Annotated in this window: 21 protein-coding genes and 2 pseudogenes; 9 read left to right on the forward strand and 14 right to left on the reverse strand. The window is 37.8% G+C overall.

Annotated elements, in window-relative coordinates; all coding sequences use genetic code 11:
• Positions 1 to 48 precede the first annotated feature (48 nt).
• From AA650_RS25370 to AA650_RS25410, 9 genes are all read right to left on the reverse strand, one after another.
• Positions 49 to 549, reverse strand: a complete 501-nt coding sequence (locus AA650_RS25370) for a hypothetical protein (RefSeq protein ID WP_053541415.1) — start codon at positions 547 to 549, stop codon at positions 49 to 51.
• Positions 550 to 841: 292 nt separating this feature from the next.
• Positions 842 to 1,087, reverse strand: a complete 246-nt coding sequence (locus tag AA650_RS25375; protein ID WP_190383078.1) for a hypothetical protein — start codon at positions 1,085 to 1,087, stop codon at positions 842 to 844.
• A gap of 152 nt (positions 1,088 to 1,239) precedes the next feature.
• The gene (locus AA650_RS25380; protein WP_053541417.1) at positions 1,240 to 1,434 is read right to left on the reverse strand and encodes a DUF6876 family protein; all 195 of its coding nucleotides are present in this window, start codon (positions 1,432 to 1,434) and stop codon (positions 1,240 to 1,242) included.
• 460 nt (positions 1,435 to 1,894) lie between these two features.
• A complete protein-coding gene (locus AA650_RS25385) occupies positions 1,895 to 2,179 on the reverse strand; it encodes a DUF6876 family protein (RefSeq protein ID WP_053541418.1) in 285 nt (94 codons plus the stop codon).
• 66 nt (positions 2,180 to 2,245) lie between these two features.
• Positions 2,246 to 3,001 (reverse strand): hypothetical protein, encoded by a 756-nt coding sequence (locus tag AA650_RS28480; RefSeq protein ID WP_053541419.1) that lies wholly within the window; start codon positions 2,999 to 3,001, stop codon positions 2,246 to 2,248.
• Between the two features lie 56 nt (positions 3,002 to 3,057).
• On the reverse strand, positions 3,058 to 3,309 hold the full coding sequence (locus tag AA650_RS25395) for a transcriptional regulator (protein WP_053541420.1): 252 nt from the start codon (positions 3,307 to 3,309) through the stop codon (positions 3,058 to 3,060).
• Positions 3,310 to 3,539: 230 nt separating this feature from the next.
• The gene (locus AA650_RS25400) at positions 3,540 to 3,893 is read right to left on the reverse strand and encodes a hypothetical protein (protein WP_053541421.1); all 354 of its coding nucleotides are present in this window, start codon (positions 3,891 to 3,893) and stop codon (positions 3,540 to 3,542) included.
• Positions 3,894 to 4,226: 333 nt separating this feature from the next.
• A complete protein-coding gene (locus AA650_RS25405) occupies positions 4,227 to 4,595 on the reverse strand; it encodes a hypothetical protein (RefSeq protein ID WP_053541422.1) in 369 nt (122 codons plus the stop codon).
• Between the two features lie 209 nt (positions 4,596 to 4,804).
• Positions 4,805 to 5,146 carry a hypothetical protein gene (locus tag AA650_RS25410; RefSeq protein WP_053541423.1) on the reverse strand — a complete coding sequence of 114 codons (342 nt, stop codon included), beginning with the start codon at positions 5,144 to 5,146 and terminating at the stop codon, positions 4,805 to 4,807.
• Positions 5,147 to 5,299: 153 nt separating this feature from the next.
• On the opposite strand from AA650_RS25410, the gene AA650_RS25415 reads away from it, so the two are divergent.
• From AA650_RS25415 to AA650_RS29540, 5 genes are all read left to right on the forward strand, one after another.
• Entirely contained in the window at positions 5,300 to 5,566 is a 267-nt protein-coding gene (locus tag AA650_RS25415; protein ID WP_081424410.1) for a hypothetical protein, read from the forward strand.
• Positions 5,567 to 5,568: 2 nt separating this feature from the next.
• A complete protein-coding gene (locus AA650_RS28485; RefSeq protein ID WP_053541425.1) occupies positions 5,569 to 6,519 on the forward strand; it encodes a hypothetical protein in 951 nt (316 codons plus the stop codon).
• On the forward strand, positions 6,516 to 6,998 hold the full coding sequence (locus tag AA650_RS25425) for a hypothetical protein (RefSeq protein WP_053541426.1): 483 nt from the start codon (positions 6,516 to 6,518) through the stop codon (positions 6,996 to 6,998). The genes AA650_RS28485 and AA650_RS25425 overlap by 4 nt, the downstream gene beginning before the upstream one ends.
• Before the next feature lie 354 nt (positions 6,999 to 7,352).
• Entirely contained in the window at positions 7,353 to 8,147 is a 795-nt protein-coding gene (locus tag AA650_RS29535; protein WP_081424401.1) for a DNA (cytosine-5-)-methyltransferase, read from the forward strand.
• Positions 8,116 to 8,652 carry a hypothetical protein gene (locus tag AA650_RS29540; RefSeq protein WP_199924475.1) on the forward strand — a complete coding sequence of 179 codons (537 nt, stop codon included), beginning with the start codon at positions 8,116 to 8,118 and terminating at the stop codon, positions 8,650 to 8,652. Before AA650_RS29535 ends, AA650_RS29540 begins: the two co-directional genes overlap by 32 nt.
• Before the next feature lie 259 nt (positions 8,653 to 8,911).
• Here AA650_RS29540 and AA650_RS25435 read toward each other — a convergent pair whose 3' ends face one another.
• Both AA650_RS25435 and AA650_RS25440 read right to left on the reverse strand, forming a co-directional pair.
• Positions 8,912 to 9,361, reverse strand: a complete 450-nt coding sequence (locus AA650_RS25435) for a hypothetical protein (RefSeq protein WP_053541490.1) — start codon at positions 9,359 to 9,361, stop codon at positions 8,912 to 8,914.
• 72 nt (positions 9,362 to 9,433) lie between these two features.
• Positions 9,434 to 9,709 (reverse strand): hypothetical protein, encoded by a 276-nt coding sequence (locus AA650_RS25440; RefSeq protein ID WP_053541428.1) that lies wholly within the window; start codon positions 9,707 to 9,709, stop codon positions 9,434 to 9,436.
• A gap of 177 nt (positions 9,710 to 9,886) precedes the next feature.
• Here AA650_RS25440 and AA650_RS25445 point away from each other — a divergent pair, with 177 nt between their 5' ends.
• Positions 9,887 to 10,180 carry a hypothetical protein gene (locus tag AA650_RS25445; protein ID WP_053541429.1) on the forward strand — a complete coding sequence of 98 codons (294 nt, stop codon included), beginning with the start codon at positions 9,887 to 9,889 and terminating at the stop codon, positions 10,178 to 10,180.
• A 67-nt stretch (positions 10,181 to 10,247) separates the two neighbouring features.
• On the opposite strand, the pseudogene AA650_RS25450 reads toward AA650_RS25445, so the two are convergent.
• Positions 10,248 to 10,677, reverse strand: a pseudogene (locus AA650_RS25450) (RNA-guided endonuclease IscB); the annotation flags it as partial.
• A gap of 383 nt (positions 10,678 to 11,060) precedes the next feature.
• On the opposite strand from AA650_RS25450, the gene AA650_RS28965 reads away from it, so the two are divergent.
• The 3 genes from AA650_RS28965 to AA650_RS25460 all read left to right on the forward strand — a co-directional run bounded on the left by AA650_RS28965 (position 11,061) and on the right by AA650_RS25460 (position 13,239).
• Positions 11,061 to 11,219, forward strand: coding sequence for an HNH endonuclease (locus AA650_RS28965; protein WP_442853970.1), 159 nt, complete (start codon positions 11,061 to 11,063; stop codon positions 11,217 to 11,219).
• A 405-nt stretch (positions 11,220 to 11,624) separates the two neighbouring features.
• A complete protein-coding gene (locus AA650_RS25455; protein WP_081424402.1) occupies positions 11,625 to 12,623 on the forward strand; it encodes an alpha/beta fold hydrolase in 999 nt (332 codons plus the stop codon).
• Positions 12,624 to 12,642: 19 nt separating this feature from the next.
• Positions 12,643 to 13,239, forward strand: a complete 597-nt coding sequence (locus AA650_RS25460) for a TetR/AcrR family transcriptional regulator (protein ID WP_053541431.1) — start codon at positions 12,643 to 12,645, stop codon at positions 13,237 to 13,239.
• Positions 13,240 to 13,336: 97 nt separating this feature from the next.
• Here the strand turns inward: AA650_RS25460 and AA650_RS27385 are convergent.
• Positions 13,337 to 13,606: pseudogene (locus tag AA650_RS27385) on the reverse strand (IS4 family transposase); the annotation flags it as partial.
• Positions 13,607 to 13,815: 209 nt separating this feature from the next.
• The gene (locus AA650_RS25465) at positions 13,816 to 14,514 is read right to left on the reverse strand and encodes a DevA family ABC transporter ATP-binding protein (protein ID WP_053541432.1); all 699 of its coding nucleotides are present in this window, start codon (positions 14,512 to 14,514) and stop codon (positions 13,816 to 13,818) included.
• Between the last annotated feature and the right edge of the window lie 2 nt (positions 14,515 to 14,516).

The following is a 14,516-nucleotide window of genomic DNA, read 5'->3' on the forward strand; positions in this document are numbered from 1 at the left end:
CAAAAAATAACCCCGAACTAACTTGTAGTCCGAGGTCATAAAAGCGGTCTAAGTCTGAGTTAACAATGCACTGGCATAAACAGTTTCCGTTCCCACTGTTCCCACAATAAACATTCCCACACTGGGGTCAGCAGGAGCATCAACATAATAGATTTTAGGATTGGTGACTTGTTTAAACGCTGCATACAGTTGTACATAATATTCAACTGATTCTGCTTCTGCTGCTAACGTTTCCAAACTTGCAGTTCCCGCATCCAGTAATTCGCCTTGATCGTTCAATGCCTCAATCGCATTTAAAGCCAAGGGTTTAAATACTTCGTCTAAGGTCTTTTGAACAACCGTTCTGGTTTCCAATAACTCTTTAGTGGGAGCAACCCCAGCATTTTTGGTACGCAGTGACCTATCCAAAGACAGGATTTTTTCATTATCTACAACAGCCTTAGTTGTGCTGATTTTCAAAGGAGAATCACTTTCAGATTGCCCCCAGAAATTATAGTCTTTGATAACGCCTCTGATATGAGAAGCAGCTTTACTCGCAGTTAAAAACATTGCAAATCCTCGTCATTTCAACTTTGGGTATTTTAACTAAAAATGAGAAACTTAACAGGGAATTTTAAGTTGTTAAAACTAATTTTCCTCAGACATTTTCCAGATAAATACTGGATATAAACGTTAATATTTTTATGAGAATCAATATTTAATTAGACTTAGTTCTCAATAAAAATCATAATGTTACAAATGTTAAATTTAATGTAGATATCAATAACAAATTATGTTATTTTGATCCTGTGAATAACAAATTATGCTATAGTTAAACAGTGGGAGTTACCCCACCATAATGCTATTTACTTTGCCAGTCGTCGAGTGCTTGATTCAATTTCTTAGCCAAAGATTCCGCTTTTCTCTTAGGCAAACAAAATCTGATGGTAATATAAACAAATGAATTATGATAAATCACATCATAACTTTTACCTGAACAACCAAGAACCGCCGAAAATCTGTCTTTAGAACATTCACTAATTCGTTGATGGTGTCCATTATCAAGAAATGCTAATTGCACCGCAACTAAACCCGGATTTCTCACCAAAATCCTCAAACCCTTATAAAATCTGGATTCTAGGTTTTCACACTGCATCAAGAATTAACCCGGTGAAAATGCCCGAAACCGTTTCTCTATAAGGATTAGATAGATTGCGATCGCATTGTTTGTGAGAAATGCGGGTAAAGCCATTTCTTTCATCAATATTCCCCAGGTAACATCAACACACCCTGAACAAGAAAAAGTTTGATTTCGGGTAAGGGAAAATCAGTAAACTCAATATCCTGTCTGATATATGGCGTAATTTCTGGATCTGGTGTATCTCCCCAACAAGTTACAACCGCTTGATGATGAGGTTTGGGTTTGATAAATTCATGACTGTCACCAACAACCAATAACTGTTGTGGCTCGCAATTATAAATGCTCCGGCTTGCAACAAGACATTTTCCGGCTCACATTATTTGCAACTGAAATGTTGGTTCGGCTCAAATTATCTGCAATTAGGCTCAGATTATTTGCAACCAGTTTGCAATCATTACTCTCCGGCTCACATTAATTGCAAATAAGCTAGAAGTTATTAGCTGCAATAATTAGGGACAATGCGCTCCAGCAGGTGCATTTTGTCAATCCAAAATTTCTGTTGCGAGTTTTAGTTGATCATTTGATAGGACTGGGGAGGTGAAATGCCCATTTTACCCTCAATTCTCTTTTAAGACTCGCAACGGAAAGAATATTCTGTGGCCAGTTTTCTGTTACGAGTTCAGTTGCAGTTAATGTGAGTCGAGATTTATGATTGCAAGCCCATTTGCATTTAATTTGAGTCTAGTTGCAATTAATATGAGCCGGAACACAATCTTAATTGCAATTAATCTGAGCCAGAAAATTTCTTGTTTGCGAGCCGGAGGGTTTATGATTGCAAGCCGCAACAAATAACCATAACTGAAAATCCTTGAGCATTTGATCAGCTAATAGTTTCTTGGTTTGATGACTGGCAATCACATCAATTAACCAATAACACTGGGCTTCCTGTGCTAAGTATTGAATACCGTCGGTGTGGCGAATACTTAACAAATGTCGGTAATAATTATCAGTGCTGGTAAAATGCTTGAGAGATTGCTGTAATTCTTCTGGGGAAATCATAGTAAAGATTCAAAACAACAACCCCTCAAAGCGATAGCATTAATTATTAGGAAAAGCCCCCATTTATTATCTAATTGCTACAGCAACTTTGCCATTTGTTGAACTATGTTGTGATTGTAAATTACTGATAGTAGTATTAGCTTCTTCTAAGTGAGTTTGCAATTGTGCTAACTTTTTACCAAGTTCATTATTTTTCACAATCAAATCATTACGTTCTTGATACAAACTCTCCAACTTAGTACGAACCTCTTCACTATCAGCTAATTGTTGTTTATTAAGATTTATATATGCTTCTTTAAGCTCGTTGCGCTGCCGTTCACATTCAGCCTTATGAAAATTAAGCTCAAGTTGTAAACTGGGAAAATCTATAAGTTGTTGTTTTAACAATTCATTCTCGGTAACTAGATATCTGAGTTTGTCACCGGAAATAGAGGAATCGGCGTTTTGGTAAGCGAGTTTATAAACAGCGATCGCCCATTGGTTCATAGCAGTCAAATAATCCCCTGGAATATCGGACACATCAAGTACCCCGTCATCAACAAATTCAAGAAGTCCCGAAATCAGTCCTTTTTCGTTTCTTTTAAGATCCATGTTCTCAGTCCGCCACTGACGTAATAAATCGCAAACCGTGTCAGAACTACCACCAATACCGTAAATATATTTTAAAGCTGATTGTACGCTACGGATAACAATACCGACCTGATTCTTTTTCAACACGGCACAAGCGATATCAACCATTGATTTAGTAATACTATTGTACTGCTTAATTTCAATATCAAATCCGGTGAGGTCGAGTTCCTGAAATGTTGTTGGTAGTTTCATAGCGCACCTGCTTACATCTATATAAAGTATGTAAGGGTAACCTTACATTGTCAAGATTAAGAATCATCCTCATGAGGAAAAGCAAGTGCAAGTTCAGTCAATGTGCATTCCAGGATTTCGATAACTGCTAAAACCTCTGCTGGGGAGAATTTGGGGACTGCATGACCATTTACCCAGGCACTCACAGCCTGTCGTGAAAGTTTACGCCCGGAAATGTTACTCCAGGCATTTTCTACCAGTTCCACAAACTTTTCTTGAGTTAAACTTCGTCGCTCTAAAAGTTTTATAAACTTGGTTCTTTTTGCCATGCTATTGCAGTAAAGCCAGCCTTGAAAGTAAAGTTGACTTTACGTAATTATATTCATATACTTACAATATCAAAAAATCTATAGTTAAAATATAAAATATCTATACAGGAAAACTAAGACTCAGTATTTTTACTAAGAAATATAGTCAATAAATTATTGAATATGGCACAAAACAGGATGGTAACACACTGGTATTGGTAAAGACTATAGTTAGAAACTATAGGTAAAAACTAAGACTTTCTGATGATATCGGCAATGGCTAAGACAATATCTGATAACTGTTCTGTAGAAGCAGACTGAATGTTATAGAAATTGGTAACGTTTACGTGGGATTGTCCAAATGTTACTTGTAATCCACCATCAGCCAACAACCGCTTTACTAAAGTTGCTTTGACCTCTGGACTCACATCAGAAGCAAGCTGCTCTAAGAGAGTAGATTTTTCCTGATACTCCAGTTTATCAACTAAATTTTTGATGATATTGCTAATGGCTGTGTCATCTAATTGATGGCATTGATTAAGTATTTGCTTCAAAATATCTTCAGTCACCCTGACACTCTCTACTTTTCTGTTGTTGACCTGCATAAATTTGTTGACACTTGAATATTCTAGCCTTTTCTTCTAGGAATATCCTATCAACACTATCGCTTAATCAATGTTTACAGTTTTAAATTAGCAAATATTGGTACTATTATGCACTTTAGTCATCATAGAAATTTTCGAGTTAATCCTTAGACTTAACATTATTGATAGTATTTGCACTTAGTTCTTGACAAGTCTTAGCAGATGTGAAATTTACGGTTTCTAAAGATTAAGGTTCTAGTATTTTGATGCGGAAATAATACAAGAATACTACAAATTACTGAATGTTAGCACTATCTACGACAAAGGACTGGATAATTGTGTTTATATTCGGTTTTAAGCGCAAACCTTTTGGTCAGATGAGCGTAGTGATAATGCCAAAGCTTGCATGATATCTGCTCTGTCCTCTTTGTCTAAAAACGGAATCAATTGCGCTATTTGCCGTCCGTTCAGATATTTCACCATTTCTTCGGGGTGAACTTCGGTTTTTATCCCCAGTTTAGTCAGTGCTTCTTTGCGAATATCCTCATCTAAACAATCCAAAATGCTGAAATAGTAACCGGCATATAAATCTTCCTGAAGTCCATTCATTAAGCGACTTAAAGAACTGCTGCTAAAACCAGACATTTTAGATATGTTGATTGCCGTTTCTCCTCTGGTGATCGCTTTGTTTAATGCGTCAATTAAAATTTCTCTGTGATTCATATTGCGTTATAGGTATTTTAAGATTATATTTAGTTTATAGCAAATTAGATAGTTACTGCCAATAGTACCACAACAGTATCAAACTCTTTTCGCTCTAGCGTCTAACTTAGGAATTTCCATAAGTTACACACCAATAATTTTAATCTAATTACCTTTAGTTTGCAATGGGGGGTAGTCAATTTCTAAACAAATGGATCAGGTTTCTTAGTTTACGCCACTGCTTTAGCTTTTTCTTTGTTTTGCGCTGTTAAAGAATGGGCGATCGCTTCCAACACTCTAGCTTTTTCCTCTGGAGGCGAGCTTGCCGCAATTGCTGCTAAGTCAAAGCTCACCACTCCTAACTTACCCAAAGTGGCTGATTTGATGTGTTCAGGTAGTGAATGAACCAGCTTAAAGAAATCTCCAGACCTTATATCTTCTCTTTCTCTACTTAACAACCGTGAAATCATACTATTGTTCACACCGGATGCACGAGAGAGTTTGGCATTAGTCATTCCTTCACTCATTGCCTGTTCGATAGCTTGAATTAATATTTCTTTAGGTTCTATCATTGTTATTTATCAGGATGATAGTATACTCTTGTTATATAGCAAATGGTAATTTTTTTGCAAGGGGGGTAAACAGAAGTTCAAATGTAAAAAAAGACCTTAACCACGGAAATGGCTAAGGCAAACTTTAAAAAAATAAAATTTCTTAACCTAATTATGACTCATAATCAGAAATTTTTCCACTGTCTCCAGTCCAAACTAGGAGATTGTTGGACTTTAGCATCAATAAAACCGGATTTACTAGATTTTTTCACCAATGTTTTTCTACAGTCCACCGCATTGAAAGTATTATTAACAGTGCTTTTCAAGCGTTTAGAGTCTGACTGTAGTGATAGCTTACGTGGCATAGCCATACTCACCAAAATTTTTCAACCAGAAGCAATAACCAGTTATTTACTCTCAATTACTTTGGGGGTGCATTAGCCATGAAAACTAAAACTCGCACTGTTCGTTATCCACAACCTATCGAGGAATCAAGAATGCAAGGTTATTTCATGATTTCTAAGCGTGACGCTGCTTTGGTCATTACCAACAAGTTAACTGGTAATCAATGCCGTCTTTGGCTTTATTTGATGCTTATTGACCCGTTTGCTGATTATACGACCGATGGTGAAATCAAATATCATGATCTCCCTTCTATTCCAGAAATCGCTGTGGCTATAGGTAGTTCAGTAGAAGCCGTTGAAAAGGATTTCAGAAAACTTCGTAGTCTAGGGCTTTATGAATACCGCACCGTAGTCATTCAGGGTCATAACACCACCGCTGCTAATGCTAGATCTGAGGCCGATAGGTTAAAATCTCCCTCTAAATCTAAGCCGAAACCTAGTCAGGATAATCGTTCGGCTTATTTAAGCCCCGAAGAAGATTATTTAAGCCCCGAAAAAGATTATTTAAGCCCCGAAGGAGCTAATTTAAGCCCCGAAAAAGATTATTTAAACCCCGAAGGAGCTAATTTAAGCCCCAATCAAGAGTTAGAACCCTTGCCAAATCAGGATTCCACCGCTCCTCAGACTAATCAAACTAATCAAACTTACCAAAACTTTCTCTCAGACTTATCAGATAGCGAGAGAGAGGATTTTGAAAAGTTTGGTTTAGATAAAGCCAATAGATTACCTAACGTTCCAACATTGCCCCAAAGATGGATTGAAGTGCATTTTGAGGAATTGCGATCGCAATGGGAGAAGTCCCAAGGTAAAGTTTCCACCACGCAGGCCACGAAATGGGAGAACCACCCACAACGAGAAGAGTGGCTAAACAAAATTCGCACTATGGGGTATGTAGCTTTCTACTTTGAAGACAAAGCAGAAGAAAAAGAACGTCGCAGCTTTTATAAGTGGGCTGACTCTAATAATTTGATTTGGATAAATGAGTTATGAATCTTAGTGATTTACCGCAATTTGAACGGATGCCTTTACAAGCACCTCAGTCACAGGATGAAAAAGAAATTTTTTACCCTCAATGGACTTGTTTTTGTTGCCAAGACTACGGAGTAATAAATCGCAACTTAGCTCGAAAAATAATACCTAACTACAACAGTTCAGAAGATAAATGGCCAGTCTGCCAAAACCCAAACTGCCATGCTTTTGAGCAAAAATTTGGAGCTAATATAGGCAGTGAAAATTTTGATATGCGATTTTCTTCACTGGTTTGTCAAAAGTTGGATTTAATCGAGCGTCAGAACTGGCATAACACAGTACAACGTCAAGTTGATATCCGCGCCTTAACTAAAACAATGGCAATGCCCGGAGTCCCTGACCGCACAGACAATGACAACCGGGAAGCACAGCAGCGCAAAAAAGAAGCTGAAAACTTTGATTGGGAAGCAGCTTCAACAGCGTATTTAGGGAGTGAGTAAAATGACAACTCATGTACTAACTACCCCCTGGGATTACCGTCAGTCCTGGGAAAACGGTTCATGCTCTTACGACGGTCATATAATCCACTGGGAACACCGCACCATTTCCGTCACGGACTACATCAAACAAAGATATCTCAGTCCCCTCTGGTATCTAAACCAACTTATTAAACATTGGGAATTGTTGGGAGCAATAGCATTATTCCTAAGCGATGGTACAGCAGCTTCCACAACAGAACTAAGTCAAGCTCTCAAGACTGAAATATCAGTTATCAATCAAGCAGTGGAATTAGGCTTTTCAATGGGGTGGTTTGATGTCGGTGACAAAATTAGTTTGATTTTCTTAGAGGAAAAATGCGACAACTTGATTTATGCTCCGGCGTTGGTGCAGGTTTTGGGATTGCTGGACTCCGCGCAAGTTGGCAACTCATGGGAGTCTGTGAAATTGACGACTACTGTGCAAACATTCTTGCCAAAAGATTCCCCGGTGTCCACAATTACGGAGATGTGCGGAATTTACCAGTTCAAGACATCAGAGGAATTGACGTTATTACAGCTTCAGCACCCTGTCAGCCCTTCTCCATCAACGGTAAACGACTGGGAGCAAGGGATGAACGAGACTGTTTCCCCGCAGTGCTGGAAACTATTGCCAGAATCCAGCCCAAATTCTTCTGTATCGAAAACGTTACCGGACTACTTACCTGCCCCAACTACCCAGGACAACCATCAGGGTCATATTTTAGAGGTGCGATCGCAACCATTAACAGCTACGGGTACGATGCGGAATGGATTTGTGTATGTTCAGGACACTTTGCCGCCCCCTTCCTTAGAGAACGATTACTTTTGGTTGGAGTCTCCCGGTGCATTAAGCTCAACTGGACAATCACGACCCCCTGGCCAAACCAAGTTAGAAGCACAGTTGAAAAAGCTGGGGTTATTGCCCAAAGGCGAAGTGCTAAACCCGGTTATCCTCAGCGAATGGTACGATATCCCGCCGAGTTGGCTAGACCCCTGGGAGTCCCGTCCGGCAACGGCACTATTAGAAAGCAAAGACAGGCAGCAGGAAATCTTCTTGATCCCAGAGTTGCCGCCATCGGAGTTAATAGAGTTCAATACCTTGCAACTATCGCCGGGGTCAATAACTACTGAGAAATTCTTAGAGGAAAACGTAGATACGGAGGAATTAGGTAAGGAAACTCTAACTACTGAGAAATTCTTAGAGAAAAACTTAGATACGGAGGAATTAAGTAAGGAAACCCTGACTACTGAGAAATTCTTAGAGAAAAACTTAGATACGGAGGAATTAGGTAAGGAAACTCTAACTACTGAGAAATTCTTAGAGAAAAACTTAAATACTGAAATAACCCATGCCTGTGGTTGTTTGTACCAGTATCTTGAAAATAAGAAATTAAAGAATGGTTCAATAGTTAGTTACCCTCGTGTAGAAGGTGAACGCGATAAGCACAATTATCTACATTGGCGTTGGGGATACAATTGGAAGGAGAAAATTGATGGTCAATGGAAAAACCGCTCTTTGGGAGTTGCCACAAAAATAGTTACCGCAGTTGCAAATATGATCCACAACGGTAACAATGTACAAAATATCAGGGAGTTTATAACACTCAGTAAAAACTCTAAGAAAACTCATAAATAATAAATTTTCTCTAAGAATTTTCTTGGGTAATTCTACAACAAGAACCTAGTAAATTTAGTAACTAGGATTTCTTAATTTTCTGATGCGTATTAAATAATATAAAATGATTAAAGCAAATAATTTTTAGATGTGGGATTAATTATCCTCAACTAAACTACTGAGAAATTCTTAGAGAAAAACTTAAATACTGAGAAAATCCCTGTCTATTGTTGTTGCCCATAAAAAAAACTTCCAAGCAAATACCTGGAAGTTCTGAATCTTAAACATTTACTGTTTGCTTTACTGGCATCTGTCGTTCTGACATTGGTTGAAGTGCTGCATTAATAGGTACATACTTACAATAACAAATCACAATCATATCAAATCCCATACCGGAAATATCAGGAGTATAGGTTTCAACACTGGTTACTTCCCAATCACTTAAACGATGATGGGTTTTGGCTTCTGGATATTCGGCATCAACAAACGAATATTTAGCTAGAGAAGCCCAAGCCGCTTCTAAATGGGTTTTGGCTTCTGGATATTCGGCATCAACAAACTGCTCAACTTTAATAAATTCTGGGGGACGATAACCAACTTCGGGTAGTGGTGTATCTGAACAATCATAGTGTTCACCTAGAGTTTTGGTTAAAGAACCCGTGTGAGCATATTTTCTGTCTTGCCAACCTGGTTGACGTTTATCAGCGCGAAACACAATCCATCTACGCATCATCACAACATTCCTCATCGGCTGCGGCATGACGTGATTTATTTTGCTCCTGGGGTTTTGGCATATTCTCTTTTATTCAACTTTCTTGTTAGGATTATTTTTGATTGTTTCAGCGATCGCCTCCCATATATCTTTGATTTCATCTTTACTATTGAGATTAAATTGATAGACAGTGTTGGCGTGGACTTGAGAATTTCCCATTGTTACAGAGCAACCATTATCGTCTTTGATAGGAAATAATTTCTTTACCAACTTAGCTTTTTCATCTATCGTCAAATGTTCAGTAGCAATTTCCAAAAATTCTAACTTTTCTTCAGCGCTTAACTTATCGTAATGATTTCTGTCCATTGGAATTCCCTGGTAATAACTGCTATAATTATCCTATATTTTATTTAAAATATCAATAAATTTAAAAGTAGTTATGTAAAGGAGTGGATTTAATTGATAGAAATTATTTATGGTCGTACTACACCATAACAAATAGAGCAAATTTTACAGGAATTAAAGTTTTATAGAAGTTTTGGGATGACTAACTTAATTACTTTACAAACAATATTTATTAAAGATGATGTTTCTATCAGGTTAAATAAGTTAGACAATCACTTAAAACAAATTCAGTGTTTATTACTGGATTCTAATAATAATGATGTTGTCAAAAGTTTAATTAGAGAAACTATGTATTTTATTGAATGGATAGCCCCTGATATAGAATTTAACTATGCTTTTGAGTTAGCTAATTTAGCACGATTCCTAACACGCTGGTTGTTTAGTTTAGAAGTTTGGAATAACATAGAAGCACGAAATAAAATTATTGATTAACTTGGTACTTGGAATGACCGGGTTTTGCAAATGTCACAATTACTTGTTGTATAACATTATGACTCAACCATATTTTTTTAGGCTCGGTGCAAGGAAAACCAAATTTATTGATCCTACAAAATCTTCTGCAACTATGCCCCGTGCTTTTTACTGTTAAAATTTTTGTTGTAAGTATTTTGAGAGTTTCAACTTTCCCTACACAAGCAGCATCAATCCAATGAGTTTTAGGCAATCCTAAACGAGTTCTATTAAACTTAGTTAAACCTCCTGAACCTGTTGTTATAGGTAATCCAGTTTCTTTTAACTTATTAAATTAAAGCCCATCTCGTTGAATTTACAGCAGACGCATCTTTTAGTGGACGCTTGGCTTGGGATAAAATTTGCTTCAACAACTCAGGCTTTTTTACTAAAAACTTCTCAATATCTTGAGTACCTTTTTTGATATTGCATTTCTCACAAGCTAGACACAAATTAGAAATTCTATTAGTTCCTCCTGCAATTTGGGACATGATGTAAAGTTTTGTAAATTTAATTTTAAAAACTCTTGATTTACCGTTGTTTCAGCCTCCATCTGAACTTGACACTTCAAATAAAAACATTCCCTAAAAGGGTCATTTATGGGCAAGTTTGGGAGACTAAATAGCCTGAAGAGTTGATTTTAGTGTCCAAAAAAGGAATATCCTTTCACCATTTTTGGGCAAGTTAGTAAATCACTAAATCAGTTTTTGCAATATTTCTTTACATCATGTCCCATTGAGAGGGTATCCCGACTGTACCCCAAGAATACTGGGAAAAACACCACCAGAAATATGGAAAGAGCTACTGGGAGAAAAACTCTTGGAAGTATAAAATCGCTCAAAACCAAAGTTGGAAATGTCCTATCTGTGGTGAACCTTTATTCAATGGAGAGGAATTAAACACCCATCACATAGTTCCCGTTGCTCAAGGTGGACAAGACGGCATTGAAAACCTACAGCACTTGCATCATGCTTGTCACAAACAGGAACATTCTAAAACCAAGTCAACTTGCTTGAAGTAAGGCTTGAGCCGTGTAAGTGCGAAAGTCTTATGCACGGTTTTTAGGGGAGGGAAGAGCGGTGACGCTCGAACCTTACCCGACTACTCCCCCTCGACCTAACTTTACCCCTATTTGGCACGCTTATAGCCATTGCTAAGATTAGGGAACTCCTATCCTGGAAAGGCTTTGTTGATTTTGGTATAGCCTAATTTATGGCATTTGACCCAGTAGTGCAGCGTATTGACCAAAAAACGTAAATACCAAGTACCTACCAGATTGGGAAGTCTGCCAAATTATAGCCTAGAAAAATCTCGAAATCGGGGCCAATAAGTCAATTTTAGTTTCATCTCCTTGATAACTAACTTACTGTTAGTTATTATTAAATTAATAATTAACAGTAAGTTAGCAATAGAGATAAAGATAGCTATGTCTGTACAGCCTGTAATCTTTGATACTCCATTTACATATCAAACATCTCCTTACTGGTATTGCTATTACCCCTTTGATATCGTGGCACGCGCCGAGCGTATCAGGTGCAGCCACTTTATCCAATCCACAGGAGTAAATCTCCACATAGATGTGTACGAACGTTCGGAACCAAATGCCCCAGTATTCATTTTTAACCACGGTGGTGGTGGCTATTCTGGTTTGTTTGTGAGCCTAGCCCTAGCTTTCTACGACTTAGGTTACACCGTGTTGCTTCCTGACCAAAAGGGACAAGGGCGTACTAGCATCGAAAAAGTCAAAGGTGACTTTACTTTAGACGAGGCAGCCCAAAATATTGCAGATGTAGCGCAATGGGCAAGGCATCGTTATGCTGGTCCTATTTTTATGGGCGGTGGCAGTCTAGGAAGTGGTATTACCTATCATGCCATTACCAAAGGAGCCCCTGTAGAAGCTATAGCAACTCTGCAACTTTACGATTTTGGTGACCCCAAAACAGCTTTATACCTTTCAAGATTTAATGTATTAGCAGGTATTCCAGGTGTACCTTGGATCATTCAGTTTTTCATTGGGTTGTTGGAGAAACTATTTCCAAAACTGCGAATTCCTTACCGTCCAATTGCTCGCTGGCATAATATGCTTGATGAGCGAGATCTTAGTACTGGCTTCTTCAAAAAGTGGTCTAATGACCCGTATACTTTAAAAAGTCTCACTGTCCATGCTTTGGCTAGCCTCTTCAACTCTCCTGCAAAACAGTCAATGGAATACAATCAGATTCCTTTTTTGGTTATCAATACTATGCGGGATAAAATGATTTCGCCCGAAGTCACAATTCAAAGTTATGAGCGTTTGGCCGGACCCAAAAAGTATGTGGAACTAGACTGGGGACATTTTTCACTTTGTCCAGAATTTTTGCAAGATTTTGTGACTCTTGCGGATAGCTGGTTCCGCCAGTACATGCCAGCCAATTACCACACATAGCTTGAAGGAAGCCTTACTCATGGGGCGTAAAACTAATAGCCGAGAACAAATTCTTGCCGCTGCCCGAACTGTCTTAGCTGAGAAGGGGTACGAAGCCACATCTATTTCTGAAATTGTTGCGCGAGCCGGAGTTACTCAAGCAGCTTTTTACTTGTATTTTCCGTCTAAGTCTTCCTTGATTACTACTCTTACAGAAGAAATGTTTGGGAAAGTACAAGCTTCTCTTACTCAAGTTACTCAAGGATTAACCGAACTAGACGCTATTTTAGAAGCGAGTGTAATAGCTATTTTTCCAATCATTGAGCAATACAGCGATATTATGCCTTTAATTCACAGTGGTGCTGCGTTGATTGAAACGGTAGATAGAAGAGAAAATTTATTTGCTCCTTTTAAAAATTGGATGTACAACTTGCTCAATCAAGCGATCGCTAATGGGCAAGTTTCTCCTGGTTTAAATTCTATGCTTGCTGCTAATTACGTAGTGCATCTATTAGAGCGGGCAGGAGAGGATGCCTTCATTTATCAAAAGGATATTCCTTTAGAAATCCACATTTCTTCAGTTCTTTGCTTCATTCAACAAGCATTAGGAACACCTAAGGGTAGAATTAATATTTAAAAGAACAGTTCACAAAGAAACTTCCCGCCATAATTTTGCTAAATAAGGAGGCTTAACGGGTGACAAGGTGGTTAAACAGCTTGTTTCATAGTTCTCAATTTAGTTGCTTTGGTATTAACGATTGTCTAATCCAATATTTTATCAACGGAAACCATAATAATTTTATGCAGAGTTTACCTATTCCTAAAAATTTTTGTAGATTACGTTTTCTGCTTTCATATTTAATTGGTTGGGGAAGCAAGCTGGCCAATTTTGACAGTTTTACTTGGCGACGAGCTTGTATCAATAACAACAATATCTTTGGTGTCAAATACTGCTGTTCACTCAAATGCTTTCGGAAAATTGTTTGGTATGATAGTGGTAACATTTTTTTGTTTTGAGGGCTTCCTTGCGCCTATTTTTTTACCCCCGTATTTTCTCAAATTATTGCCACATCTCATCTTCAACCGCCTTGTCACCCGTTAAGATGAGGAGGTGGATTACACAAGCTAAAGCGCATACTAAATTTTTTGCTTCTAAAAAAGGCAAAGCTATGCCATATTAAAATCGTATCGAAGACCTAAACATAGTTTTTGTTTATATTAATGCTACTAACTCTTCAGATAAGTGACCATCTTCCATTTTAATAATGCGGTCAGCAATATCAAGAATACGATTATCATGCGTAACAATAAGAATAGAGCAACCTTGGTGTTTGGCTAGTTTTTGCATGAGTTCGACAACAGCACGACCGCTATATTTATCTAAAGATGCTGTAGGCTCATCAGCTAAAACTAACTTAGGTTGTGAAGCTAAGGCACGTGCAATAGCAACTCTTTGTTTTTGTCCTCCTGAAAGATTTTCAGGATAAGAATCAATTCGCTCACCTAAACCAACATCTGTTAGCATTTTCACAGAACGTTCACGAATTTCCTTACGGCTTAGGTTATCGTGTAGTTCTAGTGACATTTCCACATTTTGTTTTGCTGTAAGAAATCTCAGCAAGTTATGAGATTGAAAAATATAGCCAATATAGCGACGTGTTTGCATCAATTTTTGTTCGCTAGATCCCAAAAGCTCTTGACCAAGAACTTTCAAACTTCCAGTTTGGACAGATCTTAGACCACCAATTAATGTCAATAATGTTGTTTTTCCAGAGCCAGATGGGCCTTCCATAATAGTTATTTCACCAGGATAAACTTTAAAATTAATATTAAATAAAATCTGTTTATTCAGATCACCTTGTCCAAAAAAATGCTCTAAGTTTTCTATCTCAATAATTGGCTTGTTATTCATAA

Origin of the sequence: Anabaena sp. WA102, from assembly GCF_001277295.1 — a bacterium.
Lineage (GTDB): Bacteria > Cyanobacteriota > Cyanobacteriia > Cyanobacteriales > Nostocaceae > Dolichospermum > Dolichospermum heterosporum.

Excerpts from the sequence above, each read along its gene's own strand:
- AA650_RS25370 (WP_053541415.1), bottom strand. The coding sequence starts at position 549 with ATGTTTTTAACTGCGAGTAAAGCTGCTTCTCATATCAGAGGCGTTATC.
- AA650_RS25385 (WP_053541418.1), bottom strand. The coding sequence starts at position 2,179 with ATGATTTCCCCAGAAGAATTACAGCAATCTCTCAAGCATTTTACCAGC.
- AA650_RS28480 (WP_053541419.1), bottom strand. The coding sequence starts at position 3,001 with ATGAAACTACCAACAACATTTCAGGAACTCGACCTCACCGGATTTGAT.
- AA650_RS25395 (WP_053541420.1), bottom strand. The coding sequence starts at position 3,309 with ATGGCAAAAAGAACCAAGTTTATAAAACTTTTAGAGCGACGAAGTTTA.
- AA650_RS25400 (WP_053541421.1), bottom strand. The coding sequence starts at position 3,893 with ATGCAGGTCAACAACAGAAAAGTAGAGAGTGTCAGGGTGACTGAAGAT.
- AA650_RS25405 (WP_053541422.1), bottom strand. The coding sequence starts at position 4,595 with ATGAATCACAGAGAAATTTTAATTGACGCATTAAACAAAGCGATCACC.
- AA650_RS25410 (WP_053541423.1), bottom strand. The coding sequence starts at position 5,146 with ATGATAGAACCTAAAGAAATATTAATTCAAGCTATCGAACAGGCAATG.
- AA650_RS25415 (WP_081424410.1), top strand. The coding sequence starts at position 5,300 with ATGACTCATAATCAGAAATTTTTCCACTGTCTCCAGTCCAAACTAGGA.
- AA650_RS28485 (WP_053541425.1), top strand. The coding sequence starts at position 5,569 with ATGAAAACTAAAACTCGCACTGTTCGTTATCCACAACCTATCGAGGAA.
- AA650_RS25425 (WP_053541426.1), top strand. The coding sequence starts at position 6,516 with ATGAATCTTAGTGATTTACCGCAATTTGAACGGATGCCTTTACAAGCA.
- AA650_RS29535 (WP_081424401.1), top strand. The coding sequence starts at position 7,353 with ATGCGACAACTTGATTTATGCTCCGGCGTTGGTGCAGGTTTTGGGATT.
- AA650_RS25435 (WP_053541490.1), bottom strand. The coding sequence starts at position 9,361 with ATGCGTAGATGGATTGTGTTTCGCGCTGATAAACGTCAACCAGGTTGG.
- AA650_RS25440 (WP_053541428.1), bottom strand. The coding sequence starts at position 9,709 with ATGGACAGAAATCATTACGATAAGTTAAGCGCTGAAGAAAAGTTAGAA.
- AA650_RS25445 (WP_053541429.1), top strand. The coding sequence starts at position 9,887 with ATGACTAACTTAATTACTTTACAAACAATATTTATTAAAGATGATGTT.
- AA650_RS25455 (WP_081424402.1), top strand. The coding sequence starts at position 11,625 with ATGTCTGTACAGCCTGTAATCTTTGATACTCCATTTACATATCAAACA.
- AA650_RS25460 (WP_053541431.1), top strand. The coding sequence starts at position 12,643 with ATGGGGCGTAAAACTAATAGCCGAGAACAAATTCTTGCCGCTGCCCGA.
- AA650_RS25465 (WP_053541432.1), bottom strand. The coding sequence starts at position 14,514 with ATGAATAACAAGCCAATTATTGAGATAGAAAACTTAGAGCATTTTTTT.